Origin of the sequence: Nisaea sp., assembly GCF_965216895.1 — a bacterium.
GTDB lineage: Bacteria > Pseudomonadota > Alphaproteobacteria > Thalassobaculales > Thalassobaculaceae > Nisaea.
In genome coordinates, this window is record NZ_OZ244205.1 from 3,788,454 (window position 1) to 3,803,637 (window position 15,184).

11 protein-coding genes are annotated in these 15,184 nt (G+C 66.1%); 10 read left to right on the plus strand and 1 reads right to left on the minus strand.

Features of this window, described 5'->3' with window-relative positions; translation table 11 throughout:
- Positions 1 to 155 precede the first annotated feature (155 nt).
- The 7 genes from ACOOE1_RS18080 (at position 156) to purH (ending at position 9,100) form a co-directional block, all read left to right on the plus strand.
- Entirely contained in the window at positions 156 to 1,724 is a 1,569-nt protein-coding gene (locus ACOOE1_RS18080) for an ABC transporter substrate-binding protein (protein WP_420403601.1), read from the plus strand.
- Positions 1,725 to 1,811: 87 nt separating this feature from the next.
- On the plus strand, positions 1,812 to 2,786 hold the full coding sequence (locus ACOOE1_RS18085; protein ID WP_420403602.1) for an ABC transporter permease: 975 nt from the start codon (positions 1,812 to 1,814) through the stop codon (positions 2,784 to 2,786).
- 2 nt (positions 2,787 to 2,788) lie between these two features.
- Positions 2,789 to 3,727, plus strand: a complete 939-nt coding sequence (locus ACOOE1_RS18090) for an ABC transporter permease (RefSeq protein ID WP_420403603.1) — start codon at positions 2,789 to 2,791, stop codon at positions 3,725 to 3,727.
- 7 nt (positions 3,728 to 3,734) lie between these two features.
- Positions 3,735 to 5,465 (plus strand): ABC transporter ATP-binding protein, encoded by a 1,731-nt coding sequence (locus tag ACOOE1_RS18095; RefSeq protein ID WP_420403604.1) that lies wholly within the window; start codon positions 3,735 to 3,737, stop codon positions 5,463 to 5,465.
- Between the two features lie 50 nt (positions 5,466 to 5,515).
- Positions 5,516 to 6,424, plus strand: a complete 909-nt coding sequence (locus ACOOE1_RS18100) for a YgfZ/GcvT domain-containing protein (protein ID WP_420403605.1) — start codon at positions 5,516 to 5,518, stop codon at positions 6,422 to 6,424.
- Between the two features lie 83 nt (positions 6,425 to 6,507).
- The gene (locus ACOOE1_RS18105) at positions 6,508 to 7,428 is read left to right on the plus strand and encodes a DMT family transporter (protein WP_420403606.1); all 921 of its coding nucleotides are present in this window, start codon (positions 6,508 to 6,510) and stop codon (positions 7,426 to 7,428) included.
- Positions 7,429 to 7,513: 85 nt separating this feature from the next.
- Positions 7,514 to 9,100, plus strand: coding sequence for a bifunctional phosphoribosylaminoimidazolecarboxamide formyltransferase/IMP cyclohydrolase (purH, locus tag ACOOE1_RS18110; protein WP_420403607.1), 1,587 nt, complete (start codon positions 7,514 to 7,516; stop codon positions 9,098 to 9,100).
- Positions 9,101 to 9,112: 12 nt separating this feature from the next.
- Here the strand turns inward: purH and mutY are convergent, their stop codons facing one another.
- On the minus strand, positions 9,113 to 10,165 hold the full coding sequence (gene mutY / locus ACOOE1_RS18115; RefSeq protein WP_420403608.1) for an A/G-specific adenine glycosylase: 1,053 nt from the start codon (positions 10,163 to 10,165) through the stop codon (positions 9,113 to 9,115).
- 65 nt (positions 10,166 to 10,230) lie between these two features.
- On the opposite strand from mutY, the gene ACOOE1_RS18120 reads away from it, so the two are divergent.
- The 3 genes from ACOOE1_RS18120 to smc all read left to right on the plus strand — a co-directional run bounded on the left by ACOOE1_RS18120 (position 10,231) and on the right by smc (position 15,028).
- A complete protein-coding gene (locus ACOOE1_RS18120; protein ID WP_420403609.1) occupies positions 10,231 to 10,785 on the plus strand; it encodes a DUF721 domain-containing protein in 555 nt (184 codons plus the stop codon).
- A gap of 173 nt (positions 10,786 to 10,958) precedes the next feature.
- Complete coding sequence (locus ACOOE1_RS18125; RefSeq protein ID WP_420406449.1) at positions 10,959 to 11,516, plus strand: DsbA family protein; 558 nt, start codon at positions 10,959 to 10,961, stop codon at positions 11,514 to 11,516.
- 38 nt (positions 11,517 to 11,554) lie between these two features.
- Entirely contained in the window at positions 11,555 to 15,028 is a 3,474-nt protein-coding gene (gene smc / locus ACOOE1_RS18130; RefSeq protein ID WP_420403610.1) for a chromosome segregation protein SMC, read from the plus strand.
- Positions 15,029 to 15,184 lie beyond the last annotated feature (156 nt).

Sequence of the window (15,184 nt, forward strand, 5' to 3'; positions counted from 1 at the left end):
GGACCCGGTGTCATATTTCGGACTTTCCATTCCGGAAACTCCTGCCTAGATTTTCAGCAGTGACCCGGCTGGCATCAGAAGGTGCCGGTTCAATTCAACGATTAATTGCCGGGCGCGACAGGGATGCATCACATCTAGGACAGGAGACAATCCTCATGACAATTCGTGCGATCGCGTTGGCCGCGATGATGTCGACGACAATGTTCGTCGGCTTCGCCGAGGCCGAGAACGTGCTGCGATGGACCAGTCAGGGCGACGCCCTCACGCTGGATCCGATGGGTCAGAACGAAGGCCCGACGAACAGCATGAACGGCCAGATTTATGAGCCGTTGTTGAAGCGGGACCGGGAAATGGTGCTCGAGGCCGGCCTTGCCGAGAGCTGGGGGCCGGTCGGGACAACGGGCTGGGAATTTAAGCTCCGGAAAGGGGTGAAGTTCCACGACGGTGCGGACTTCACGGCCGAGGACGTGGCGTTCAGCGTCACGCGGGCGCAGGCCCAGAGCTCGGATTTCAAGGAACAGGTCAAGTCGATAAAGGAAGTGAAGATCATCGACGACCATACCGTTCAGTTCATCACCGACGGGCCGAACCCGATCCTGCCGAACGAGGTCACCAACCTCTTCATCATGGACAAGGGCTGGGCCGAGAAGAACAACGTCGTAGTACCGCAGGACTTCGCGGCTGGAGAAGAGACCTATGCGGTCCGCAACGCCAACGGCACCGGTCCGTTCATGGTTGCAGAGCGGCTGCCCGACGAACTCACCGTCCTCGTCAAGAATCCGAACTGGTGGGGGGCCGCAACGGCTGAGCACAATATCGACAAGATCGAGTACCGGCCGATCAAGAACGCCGCGACCCGCGTCGCCGCGCTGCTTTCGGGCGAGGTCGATTTCGTGCTTGATCCGCCGCTCCAGGATCTGAAGCGGATCGATGCCCAGGATAACCTGAAGACGGTTACGGTGAACCAGATCCGGACCATTTTCTTCGGCATGGATCAGGGCGTCGACGAGTTGCGCAGTTCCGACGTCAAGGGGAAGAACCCGTTCAAGGACAAGCGCGTCCGCCAGGCCTTCTACCAGTCCCTCGATGTCGAGGCGATCAAGCGCGTGGTCATGGAAGGCCTGTCCATTCCGGCCGGGATCATCACCTCGCCGGGCGTGCACGGCTTCACCAAGGAGCTCGACAAGCGCCGGCCGTTCGACCCGGCGGCAGCGAAACAGCTGCTCGCCGATGCCGGCTATCCCGACGGTTTCACGGTGCAGCTCGACTGCCCGAACAACCGCTACAACAACGACGAGAAGATCTGTCAGGCGGCGGTGGCCATGCTGGCCAAGATCGGTGTGACGGTGAAGCTCGACGCGATTCCGAAGAGCCAGCACTTTCCGAAGATCAAGAACCGGGTGAGCGATTTCTACATGCTCGGCTGGGGTGTTCCGACGCTCGATTCCCACTATGTCTTCAGCTATCTGTTCCACAGCAAGGGCAGTTGGAACGGCACCGGTTTCGCCAATGCCAGGGTGGACGAGCTGACCGACACCTTTGCCGTCGAGACCGACCTCGCCAAGCGCGACAAGATGATCGCGGAGGCCTGGAACATCGTGAAGGACGAGATCGTCTACCTGCCGATCCACCACCAGGTGCTCGGCTGGGGCATGTCGACCAGGCTCGACCTGCCGATCCTGCCGAACGACTCGCCGCAGTTCCGCTGGGCGAAACTGCAGTAACAGCCTCTCGGGCCCGGAGGGCGGCGGCCTGTCCGCCGCCCTCGCGGTTTCAGGCAGAGCAACCGGTATAAGGCGAGCCGAACGCGCATGATTACCTATATCGCGCGCCGCATGCTCCAGGCCCTCGTGGTCATGGCTGCGGTGTCCTTCATTTCCTTCTCGCTGTTCAACTATGTCGGCGATCCCGTCGACAACATGGTCGGCCAGGAGGCGACGCTCGAGGATCGGCAGCGGATCCGCGAGGTACTGGGGCTGGAGGATCCGTTTTTCGTCCAGTATGCCCGCTTCATGCAGAACGCCGTGCAGGGCGAGTTCGGGATCTCCTACCGGACCAAGCGGTCGGTGACGGAAATGATCGCCGAGCGCATCCCGGCCACCCTCGAGCTGGTCTTCGTTTCCGCGATCATCGCCCTCGGGCTCGGCATTCCGCTCGGCGTCTTTACCGGGATCAACCGCACGAGCTGGGTCAGCAAGGCGGTGCTCACGGTCTCTCTTGTCGGCGTCAGTCTACCGACCTTCATCATCGGCATCGGCCTGATCTACATCTTCGCCGTCAACATGGGCGTGCTGCCGTCCTCGGGACGGGCCGGAACGGTCGAACTCGGCGGCTGGAAGACGAGCTTCCTGACCTGGGACGGCTGGCGCAGCATCCTGTTGCCGGCCCTGACCCTCAGCCTGTTCCAGGTCACAATGATCCTGCGCCTCGTGCGGGCCGAGATGCTCGAGATCATGCGGACCGACTTCATCAAGTTCGCCCGCGCGCGCGGGCTGCCGGAAAAACGCATCAATTACAGCCACGCGCTGAAGAACACCCTGGTTCCGGTCATCACGATCATCGGCCTCAATATCGGCGGGCTGATCGCTTTCTCGCTGATCACCGAGACGGTGTTTCAGTGGCCCGGCACCGGGCTCATGTTCATCCAGGCGGTCGATTTCGTCGATGTTCCGATCATGGCGGCCTATCTCTGTTTCGTGGCGCTGATCTTCGTGACCATCAACCTGGTCGTCGACATCCTCTATTTCGTGATCGACCCGCGCCTGCGCGTCGAGGAGGGACACTGATCATGGCGGTCGAACGGGACGAGACCAAACCCTCTCTCTGGGCGCGTCTGAACGACAATGATATCGCCTATTCCTTCTTCCATTCGCCGCTGGCGATGGCCGCCGCGCTGGTCACGGCGATCATGGTGCTGTCCTCTCTGGCGGCGCCGCTGATCGCGCCGTTCGACCCGTTCGATCCGGCGCAGATCTCGCTCTGGGACGGCAAGAAACCGCCGGCCTGGGAAGAAGGCGGCGATCCCTCTTATCTGCTCGGCACCGACAACCAAGGCCGGGACATGCTCTCGACCATCCTCTATGGCGGCCGTATCTCGCTCATGGTCGGGTTCGCCGCAGTCTTTCTCGGCATGTTGCTCGGTGTGATGCTCGGCGTGATCAGCGGTTATGTCGGCGGCTGGTTCGAGACTCTGATCATGCGCCTCGCCGATATCCAGCTCACCATTCCGGGGATCCTGACCGCGATCCTGATCAACGGCATCCTGCGCTCCGTGCTGCCGCCGGAACTGCGGGACGAACTGGCGATCTATGTCGTCATCCTCGCCATCGGGCTGAGTGACTGGCCGCAATTCGCCCGCGTCGCCCGCGGCGCCACCCTGGTCGAGGCGAAAAAGGAATACATCCAGGCCGCCCGCGTGATCGGACTCCGACCGGCGCTGGTCATGATCCGCCATATCGCGCCGAACGTGATGCGCCCGGTTCTGGTGCTTGCCACCATCGGTCTCGCTCTCGCGATCATCGCCGAGGCGACGCTCAGCTTCCTCGGCCAGGGCGTACCGCCGACAACCCCGTCGCTGGGCACCCTGATCCGGGTCGGAAACGAGTATCTCTTCTCGGGCCTGTGGTGGATCACCTTCTTCCCGGCCATCGCGCTTGTCGTGCTCGTGCTCGCCGTGAACCTGCTCGGCGATTGGCTGCGCGACACACTCAACCCGAAACTCCGGTGACCGCGCCATGAGTCTGCTCGATATCAAGAACATGACGGTGGAATTCCCGACACGGCGCGGGATCTTCACCGCGGTGCGCGATGTCAGTCTCTCGGTCAACCCGGGAGAGATCCTCGGCGTGGTCGGTGAGTCCGGCGCCGGGAAATCGACTGTCGGCAACGCGGTGATCGGCCTGCTGGAGCCTCCGGGGCGGCTCGCCGGCGGCGAGATCTACCTCAAGGGACAGCGTATCGACGGGCTTGACGAGGACGCCCTGAGGTCGATCCGCGGCAAGCGGATCGGCATGATCTTCCAGGATCCGCTGACCTCGCTGAACCCGCTGCAGACGGTCGAGCAGCAGTTGATGGAAACCATCCAGCTACACCTGAAGCAGAGCGACGACGAGGCGCGTGCCAGCGCGATCGCTCTGCTTGATCGCGTCGGCATTCCGGACACGGAAGCCCGGATAAAGCAGTATCCGCACCAGTTCTCGGGCGGGATGCGTCAGCGTGTCGTCATTGCCCTGGCGCTCTGTGCGGATCCCGAAGTGGTCATTGCCGACGAGCCGACCACGGCGCTGGACGTCTCGATCCAGGCGCAGATTCTTGAGCTCATGCGCGAGCTCTGCCGGGAGCGTTCGGTCGGGATGATCCTGATAACCCACGATATGGGCGTGATCGCGGACGTGACGGACCGGGTCGCGGTGATGTATCGCTCGCGCCTCGTCGAGGAAGGGCCGACAGAGAAGATCCTCGGAAACCCGGACCATGCCTATACGAAGAGCCTGATCAGCGCGGTGCCGCGTCCGGACGTGCGCCTAGCCCGCTTTCCGGTGGTGGAGTATATCGAGAGTGCCGGCGATCGGCGGGGCAGCATCGACGTCGCGACGCACTGGCTGGGGGCGGGGCGTTCCGAATCCGGCGGCGAGACCCTGCTCCGGGTCGAGGACCTGCATGTCCGATTCCTGACCAAGTTCAGCTTCTTCAGGAAAAACCGCATCTATCTCGACGCGGTCGACCGGGTTTCCTTCGACATCCGCCAGGGCGAGGTCTTCGGCCTCGTCGGAGAGAGCGGCAGCGGAAAGTCGACCATCGCGCGGGCGATCGCCGGGCTCTACAAGCCGAGAGGCGGTCATATCCATTTCGCCGGAGCCGACCTCACCGAGGTCAAGAGCGAGAACGAGATGGACCTCTATCGCCGGCAATTGCAGATGATCTTCCAGGATCCCTATTCCTCGCTGAACCCGCGCATGAAGGTACTGGACATCGTCGCCGAGCCGATCCGCTTCCACGGCCTCGCCTCGGGCGGCGCCGAGACCCGCCGGATCGTCATGGACCTGCTGGAGCATGTCGGGCTCGGCGCCGAGGCCGCGCGGAAGTATCCGCACGAATTCTCGGGTGGCCAGCGTCAGCGGATCTCCATCGCCCGGGCACTCGCGACGCGGCCGCGCTTCCTGATCTGCGACGAGCCGACCTCGGCGCTCGACGTCTCGATCCAAGCGCAGATCCTGAATCTTCTGAAGGATCTGCAGGCCGAACTCGGCCTCACCATGCTCTTCATCAGCCACGATCTCCCGGTAATCCGGCAGATGTGCGACCGGGTCGGGGTGATGCGGCACGGCAAGCTGGTCGAGGTCGCGGACGCCGAGACGTTGTTCCAGGCGCCTCAGCATCCCTATTCGCGTCATCTGCTCGACCTGATGCCGAAACTGGAGGTGCTGTCCCACGAGGCCATCGCGGATCTCGAAGTGGCGGACTAGGTCCCGCGCTTGACAGGGAAGCCGTCCGGGCTCACCTGTGATGCAACTCAATGCATTCCGGATCCGCCATGCCCGCCTATGTCGACCTGAAGACCCGCGCCGTGCTCTCCGTCTCGGGGCCGGACGCGCGCAAGTTCCTGCAGGGCCTCGTCTCCAACGATGTGGAAAAGGTGGCGCCGGAGCGGGCGATCCATGCGGCTTTCCTGACGGCGCAGGGCAAGTATCTCTTCGATTTCTTCATCGCCGAGGTTGCGGGCGCGCTGCTGCTCGACTGCGAGGCCGAGCGGCTCGCCGATTTCCAGAAGCGGCTCCGGCTCTACAAGCTGCGCTCCAAGGTCGAGATCGCGGACGCGTCCGGGCGTTATGCCGTGCTCGCGGTGAGCGGTGAAGATGCGGCGGACGCGCTCGGGCTCACCGGGGAGGCGGGTGTCGCGAAGGAGATCGACGGTGGCGCCGTCTTCGTTGATCCGCGTCATGCCGGCCTCGGAGCGCGCGTGATCGTCGAGACGGATAAGCGCGGCGCGTTCCTTGCTGCGGCGGGGCTTTCGGAAGGCACGCTCGACTCATACGACCGCGTCCGTATCCGCCTCGGCGTCCCCGACGGCACCCGTGACATGCAGATCGAGAAGACCGTGCTGCTCGAGGCCGGGTTCGACGAGCTGAACGGGGTCGACTGGCAGAAGGGCTGCTACATGGGCCAGGAGCTCACCGCGCGGACCAAGTATCGTGGCCTCGTGAAGCGCCGCCTGATGCCGGTGCGCATCCTCGACGGCGAAATGCCCTCCCCCGGCACCCCGATCCTGCGCGACGAACGCGAGGTCGGCGAGATCCGCTCCGGCACCGGCGACATGGCGATCGCCATGCTGCGGCTGAACGTGCTGGAGGATCTGGAGCACGCCGTACTCAGTGCCGGCGGGGTGACGGTGCTGCCGGTGAAGCCGGACTGGGCGCGCTTCTAGAGCGCCGATTCACTTCCCTCCGGCACCATTGACGTGCCCGCTCTTCGCTTGTGCGAAAGGGTGGCCGCTCATAACCTGCCATTGTGTCCTATATCCATTCGCTGAAGCTCTATTCCGCCCGCCTGCCGGCCCCGGTCCGCGGCGTGCTCCTCATGGCCCTTGCCGCGGCCATGTTCGTCTGCATGCACGCCATCATCCGCGACCTCGGCAAGAACGAGGGGCTGCATCCCTTCGAGATCGCCTTCTTCCGCAGTTTCCTCGGCCTCTTCGTTCTGGCGCCGCTGCTGATCCGCCAACGCTTCCGGCCGCTCCATACGACGAACATGAAGCTGCTTTTCCTGCGTGGCGCGGTGAATGCGGCGGCGATGCTGATGTTCTTTTACGGGCTGACCATCACGCCGCTTGCGGAGGCGACGGCGCTCGGTTTCACGGCGCCGCTATTCGCCACCTTGCTGGCGATGCTGTTCCTCGGCGAGGTGGTGCGGCTCCGGCGCTGGGTCGCGATCCTGATCGGCTTTGCCGGAACCCTGGTGATCATCCGGCCGGGCGTCGTGGATGTCGGGCTCGGGCCGCTCCTCATCCTCGCGGCGACCGTTGTCTGGTCCTTCGCCCTCATCATCATCAAATTCCTGACCCGGACGGAATCGAGCGTCACCATCACCGTCTATGCCTCGATCTTCCTCTCGCCCTTCACCCTGGCCGCCGCTGCCTTCTTCTGGCGCTGGCCGACTCTGGAGGAGGCGGCCTGGCTCTGCCTGATCGCGCTGTTCGGTACGATCGCCCAGACCGCGATGAACCAGTCGCTGAAGCTCGCCGACGCCTCGGTGGTCCTGCCGGTCGATTTCAGCAAGCTGATCTGGGCCGCCTTCATCGGCTTCGTGATCTTCGAGGAGCTTCCGGACATCTATACCTGGATCGGCGGGGCGATGATCTTCGTCTCCACGACCTATATCGCGGTGCGCGAATCCCGCCTCAAGAAGCAGGCGGCGAAGGCTGCGGCATAAAGCGCGGCCCGGTTGACCCGGGGCCGCTTCCCGCGCATAAGCAGCCCTCATTCCGTAACTCCACTTTCAGAACGGGTCCCGAAAGATGGCTGCCGATCTCGTCCGCGTTTCCCGCGCCCTCATCTCCGTTTCCGACAAGACCGGGCTGATCGAGCTCGGCAAGGCGCTCGCCGCGCACGGCGTCGAGATCCTCTCGACCGGCGGCACCGCGAAGGCGCTGGCCGCGGCCGGGGTGCCGGTGAAGGAGGTCGCGGACCATACAGGCTTCCCCGAGATCATGGACGGACGGGTGAAGACGCTGCACCCGGCGATCCATGGCGGCCTCCTCGCGCTGCGCGACAATCCGGAACATGTGGCGGCGATGGAGAAGCACGCGATCGCCTCGATCGATTTGCTGGTGGTGAATCTCTACCCGTTCGAGAGCACGCTCGCCTCCGGCGCCGGCTACGACGATTGCGTCGAGAACATCGATATCGGCGGCCCGGCGATGATCCGCGCCGCCTCCAAGAACCACGGCCATGTCGCGACCGTGGTCGACCCGGAGGACTATGCCGAGCTGATCGGCGAACTGGATGCGAACAAGGGCGCGACCAGCTACGCGCTGCGCCGCAAGCTGGCCGCGGTCGCCTACGCACGGACTTCGGCCTATGACAGCGCCATTTCCACCTGGCTCGCGGCCGAGACCGGCGACAAGTACCCGCGCCGCATCACCTTCTCCGGCGCGGCCCCGAAGATCATGCGCTACGGCGAGAACCCGCACCAGTCCGCCGCCTATTACAGCAGCGGCGATCCGCGCCCCGGCGTCGGCAATGCCGAGCAGATCCAGGGCAAGGAGCTCAGCTTCAACAACCTGAACGACACCGACGCCGCCTTCGAGCTGGTCGCCGAGTTCGACGACAGGCCGGCGATCGCCATCATCAAGCACGCCAATCCGTGCGGAGTCGCCGTGGCGGACGATCTCGCGACCGCCTACAAGCGCGCCTTCGCCTGCGACACGGTCAGCGCCTTCGGCGGCATCATCGCCGCCAACCGCACGCTCGACGGGGTGACGGCGGAGGAGATCTCGAAGATCTTCACCGAGGTCATCATCGCGCCGGAGGCCGACGAGGACGCCCTCAAGGTGCTCGCCGCGAAGAAGAATCTCCGCCTGCTGCTGACCCACGGCATGCCGGACCCGTCCGCCGCCGCCCGCACCGTGCGCAATGTCGCCGGCGGTTACCTGGTGCAGGACAAGGACAACGGCCGCGTCACGGCTGGCGATCTCAAGGTCGTCACGAAGCGCCAGCCGACCGAGCGCGAACTCGCCGACATGCTGATGGCCTTCCGGGTCTGCAAGCACGTGAAGTCGAACGCGATCATCTATGTGAAGGACGGCGCCACGGTCGGGATCGGCGCGGGTCAGATGAGCCGGGTCGACAGCGCCCGCATCGCCGCCTCCAAGTCCCGCGACATGGCCGAGGCGGCCGGCGCCGCCGAACCGGGGACGATCGGCTCCGTCGTCGCCTCCGACGCCTTCTTCCCCTTCGCCGACGGCCTGCTCTCGGCGGCCGAGGCGGGCGCCACCGCGGTGATCCAGCCGGGCGGCTCCATGCGCGACGACGAGGTGATCGCCGCCGCCGACGAGAAGGGGCTGGCGATGGTCATGACGGGGATGCGTCACTTCCGGCATTAAGCCGAGTTGCGGTCAGGTATGCCGCAGCGCGTTTTTCGCGATCTTCGCCATCACCGACGGCAGCCCTGCATCCCCGATCTTCTCCACCGGATGCCAGAAGCAATCGGCCGGCTTCGAGCCCGTCGCTCTCCCGCGATAGACCTCAAGCTCGAGATGGAAATGCGTGAAGGTGTGCCGGACCAGACCGGGCAGCTTCACCCATTCGGTCCGGACCGGCGCCTCTGCGAGCGCACGGTTCAGCGGCTGCTCCTCCTCCCGCCACTCGCTTGACGGGATCTCGACCATGCCGCCGAGCAGACCGCGGGGCGGGCGCCGCCGGAGCAGGATCTCGCCGCGGCCGTTGGTGATCCAGAAGGCGATACCCTTGCGGGTCGGTTTCGGCGCCTTCTTTTTCTTTTTCGGGAGTTCCTCCGCGATCCCCGCGATTCGCCCGGCGCAAGGCGCGCTCCAGGGGCAGGTGAGGCATTTCGGCTTGCGCGGGGTGCAGATCGTGGCGCCGAGATCCATCACCGCCTGGGCATAGTCGCCGGGCCGGTGGCCGGGCGTGAGCGTGGCGGCGAGCGCCTTCAGTTCCGGCTTGGCGTCGGGCAGCGGGGTCTCGACCGCGTGCATCCGGGCCATCACGCGCTCGAAATTGCCGTCGACCGGGGTCGCGGGGATGTCGAAGGCGATGGCGGCGATGGCGGCGGCGGTATAGGGGCCGATGCCGGGCAGGTCGCGCAGGCCGTCTTCGGTTCCGGGGAAGCGGCCGCCATGTTCGTCGCGCACCACGATCGCGCATTTGTGCAGATTACGGGCGCGGGCGTAGTAGCCGAGCCCGGCCCACTCTGCGAGCACGTCCTCGATCGGCGCGCCGGCGAGCGCGGTGACGCTGGGCCAGCGGTCGAGGAAGCGGGTGAAATAGGGGCCGACGGCGGCGACCGTGGTCTGCTGCAGCATGATTTCGCTCAGCCACACATGGTACGGATCCGCGGTCTCGCCGGGGGCGCTGCGCCAGGGCAGGCGGCGATGGTGGCGGTCGTACCAGTCGAGCAAGAGGGCGGGCAGGGACGCGGGCGCGGTCACTTCAGCGAATTTCCATTGGGTCTTTGGCCGAAGCCCTTACATTAGGGCAGGAGGGGAAGGCGGCAATGGCTGACGACAGCAGCAAGCAGCAAGCGGCGCGCGGAAAGCGCCATTACAGCGGCCTGACGCGGGTCGCCGCCGCCGCGCCGGGGCTCGGCGACAAGGCGATGCGGCGGCGCGGCTTCACCGAATCGCGCATCGTCAGCGACTGGCCCGCCATCGTCGGCGAGGTGCTGGCGCTCGACACCGCGCCGGAAAAACTGGTCTTCGCTCGCGGCTCGACCGGCGGCGGGACTCTGCATTTGCGCGTCGCCGGGGCGGCCGCGCTGGAGGTGCAGCACCAGATCCCGCAGATCATCGAACGCATCAACACCGTCTTCGGTTACAGCGCCATTGCGCGAATCGCGTTGAAGCAGGGTCCGTTGCCGAAGCGGCGGGAGAGCACGCGGCCGAAACTCCGCCCGCTGGCGCCGCAGGAGGAAAGCCGCATCCACGAGAGCGTCTCAGGGGTCGGACGCGGCGATCTCCGCCAGGCGCTGGAGGATCTCGGCAAGGCCGTGACCGCCCGCTCGACGGCAACGAGCGCTGACGGCGACGTGAAAAAACGGACCAATTCCTGACATGATTGCTCAGCAAAGTGTCCGGCGTGGCGGCTTCGGGTCGCGATTTCAGGTGGTTGCGGGCGGGAAAAAGCCGCACTAGAATTTCAACATCTTGTAACAGGAGGCGATAAGTGCGCCGTAGAACACTAAATCTTGTGTTGGGTCTGGGACTGATCGCGCCCGTGGCCGGAATGCTGCCGCTGCCGGCGCTGGCCGAGGGCGTGGACCTGGAAAAGGCGAGCGCGCCGCGCGTGCTTGGAGATCCGGACGCGAAGCTGCTGATCACCGAGTATTTTTCCATGACCTGCCCGCACTGCGCGCGCTTTCATGTCGAGGTCCTGCCGAAGCTGAAGGAAGCCTATATCGACACCGGCAAGATCCGGCTGGAGATGAAGGATTTCCCGCTCGACCAGTGGGCGCTCCGCGCCTCCGCCATGGCGCGCTGCCTCGAGGGCAAGCGCTACTTCGCCATGGTCGACATCCTGATGAAGAAACAGGAAGCCTGGTCGCGGGCGAACGATCCCTACGGTGCGCTGGTCAAGCTCGGCAAGCTTGCCGGCCTCTCGGAGAAGCAGGTCGAGGACTGCATGAACGACGAGAAGCTGATCGATTACATCCTGAACGAGCGTCTGACGGCGAGCCGCGATCTCGGCATCAGCGCGACGCCCTCCTTCATGATGAATGGACGCAAGCTCGACGGTGTGTTCACTTTCGAATCCTTCGAGGAGGCGATCTCGGCCGCGCTCTGACGCATGGCGCGGGACCGGCATTGAGGAGCGTCTAACGGGTGCATCTCTCCAAACTCCGTCTTTCGGGCTTCAAGTCCTTCGTTGATCCGACCGAGCTCGTGATCGAGGAGGGCATGACCGGGGTTGTCGGGCCGAACGGTTGCGGCAAGTCGAATCTGGTCGAGGCCCTCAGATGGGTGATGGGGGAAACCTCCGCCAAGCAGATGCGCGGCGGCGAAATGGACGACGTTATCTTCGGCGGCACCTCGAACCGCCCCGCCCGCAACCTCGCCGAGGTTGCTCTCATGGTGAACAATGAGGACCGCACGGCGCCGGCGGCGCTGAACGATTCGCCGGAACTCGAAGTGATCCGGCGGATCGAGCGCAGCAAGGGCTCCGCCTATCGGGTCAACGGCCGCGAGGTCCGGGCCCGCGACGTGCAACTCCTGTTCGCCGATGCCGGCACAGGCGCCCGCTCTGCCGGGCTCGTCAGCCAGGGCCGGATCGGCGCCATCATCAACGCGAAGCCCTCCGAGCGCCGCATCCTGCTCGAAGAGGCGGCCAATATCCGCGGCCTCTACACGCGGCGGCGCGAGGCCGAGATCCGGCTGCGGGCGGCGGAAGCCAATCTGGAGCGTCTGGAAGACGTTCTGAAGGCGCTGGAAGGGCAGCTCCACGGGCTGCGCCAGCAGGCCAGGCAGGCGCAGCGATACCGTACCGTCGCCGAGCAGATCCGCTCCGCCGAATCGGTTCTGCTGCACCGCCGCTGGGAAGCGACGAAGGCGGAGCGGGCCGCCGCGGGTAAGGTCCTTGCCGAAGCGTCGGACGCGGTCGCGGCGGCGACACAGAAGGCGGCCGAGGCAAGTACGGTGCAGAGCGAGACCGCGGCGACCCTGCCGTCGCTGCGCGAGGCCGAGGCGGCGGCGGCGGCGGAACTGCAGCGCCTGACGCTGGCGCGGGCCGAACTCGACAACGAGGAGCGCCGCATCGTCACCGCGAAGAGCGAGGCGGAAACCCGGCTCAGGCAGATTGCCGACGATCTGGAGCGCGAGATGGCGCTCTCGAGCGATGCGGCCGGGGCGCTGGAACGCCTGCAGGCCGAACATGGCGAGATCGCCGCCGCCCGCGAGGGCGAGGCGGAGGCGCAGGCCGAGGCGGGCGCGGCGCTGGCCGAGATCAACAGGGCCGCCGACGCGCTGGAGACCCGGCTTTCCGAGATGACGGAGCATATCGCCACCACCGAGGCGCGGCGGGCGAGCCTGCAGCGCCAGGCGCGGATGGCGCGTGAGCAGGCCGAACGGCTGACGCGGCAGATCGAGAAGCTCGAGGAGGACCGCCAGCGTCTCAAGGACTCGGCCGCAGGGCCCGGCGAGGTCGAGGCGGCGGAAACGGCGGTGGCCGATTCCGAGGCGGCACTGGAAGCCGCCCGCGAGGCGTCCGAGACCTCGGAGACCGCGCGCAACGCGGCTTCCGAGGCGGAAAGCACGGCTCGCGCCGCCTTGCAGGAGGTCGAATCGGGGCTGGCGCGGCTTACCGCCGAGGCCTCGGCACTGGAACAGATCCTCGCCGGAGACGGAGAGGAGGGCGATGCCGTGCCGATCCTCGATTCCCTCTCGGCGGAGCCCGGATATGAGGCGGCACTCGGCGCTGCCCTCGGGGACGACCTGACCGCACCGCTGATCGAGGGCGAGGCGACGCAGAAACGCTACTGGAGCGGCGTCTCCGGCACGCCGTCCGGCGCCGCGCTGCCGGACAGTGTCGAGCCGCTCGCCGCCCGCATCGAGGCGCCCGGGGCCCTTGCCCGGCGGTTGGGGGCCACCGGCGTGGTCGAGGATTTCGAGACCGCACGGAAGCTGCAGCCCGCCCTTCAGGACGGCCAGCGTCTGGTCAGCCGCGACGGCGGGTTGTGCCGCTGGGACGGTTTCGTGACCGCCCCCGGGGCGCCGAGCAGTGCCGCCGTGCGCCTGCAGCAGCGCAACAGGCTGGCGGCGCTGCAGAGCGAGATCGGCGGCGTCGAGAGAAACCGCGTGGCTGCCGCGGAAAAACTGGACGCGGCGCGAGTCTCCCAGCGCGAGGCGATCGAGGCCGAGAAGGCCGCACGCGAGGCGATGCGGACGGCCCTGCAGGAAAACGAGACGGCCCGGACCCGGCGCGGCAAGCTGGCGGCGCTGCTGGCCGAGATCGACTCGAAGCTCTCAGCCATCGACGATACGCGGGTGCGCTACGAGGGCGAGATCGAGGAGGCGGAACAGCAGCGCCAGCAGGCCGAAGCCGCCGAGATCGAACTCGACGATGTGGAGAAGCTCCGCGCCGAAAGTGCGGGCTACCGCCAGGAACTCGCAGACAGGCGCAACGCGCTGGCCGAGGCCAGGAGCGCCCACGACCGGTTGATGCGCGAGGCCGAGGCCCGGCGCACCCGGCTTTCCGCCATCGAGGGCGAGATCCGCAGCTGGTCCGACCGCAACGAACGGGCGGCGGCCCGCAAGGAGGAACTGACCGCGCGGCAGCTCGCCGAGACGGCCGAGATCGAACGGCTGGACGCGCGGCCGGCCGAAATCGAGACGCAACGCAATACCCTGATCTCTTCCATTGCGGGGGCCGAAACCAAACGCAAGGCTGCCGCCGACGTGCTGGCGGAAGCCGAAGCGCGGCAGCGCACGGCGGACGAGACGGCGCGGCAGGCGGACCGGGAACTGGCCGAGGCCCGCGAGGCCCATATCCGCGCCGAAGGCGTTCTGGAACAGATCAACCAGGCCATCGCCGCCCTGCGTGAACGCATCCTCGAGCGGCTCGAATGCCGGCCGGACGAGATTCTCGAGAAGGCCGGGATCGATCCGGACGCGCCGCTGCCCGAAGCCGAGGAGGTCAGCCGGCGGCTCGAACGCCTGACCCAGGAGCGCGAGCGGATCGGCGCCGTCAACCTGCGCGCCGAGCAGGAAGTCGCGGAGCTGGAGGAGAGAATCGCCGGCATGGAGAGCGAGCGCGACGACCTGATCCAGGCCATCGCCCGGTTGCGCGGCGCGATCCAGACCCTGAACCGGGAGGGCCGCCAGCGCCTGCTCGAATCCTTCGATCGGGTGAATGCCCATTTCCAGGATCTCTTCACCCGGCTCTTCGGCGGCGGGCATGCGCATCTGAAGATGGTCGAGGACGACGATCCGCTGGATGCCGGCCTCGAGATCATGGCCAGCCCGCCGGGCAAGAAGATGCAGGTCATGTCGCTGCTCTCCGGCGGCGAGCAGGCACTGACCGCGGTGGCCCTGGTCTTCGCCGCCTTCCTCACCAACCCGTCGCCCATCTGCGTGCTCGACGAGGTCGACGCGCCGCTCGACGACACCAACGTCGACCGCTTCTGCACCCTGTTGCAGGAGATCAGCAAGCAGACCGGCACCCGTTTCCTGGTGATCACCCACCATCGCCTGACCATGGCGCGCATGGACCGGCTTTTCGGCGTGACCATGGCGGAACGGGGCGTCAGCCAACTGGTTTCCGTCGATTTGGCGGGCGCCGTCGAGCTCCGAGACGCGAGTTAGCCGGAGGCGGTCTGTCGAGGCTCCTTTAAAATGTATTTAAATCAATCGGTTGCGAGCTTTTTCGCGCTGCGGCTTCCGCCTTGACAGGGGGAGGGTGCCTCCGTATGTTTGCGGCGCTTTCGCGGGTCAGGCCTGCGGAAGCGGGGTACTTCACCG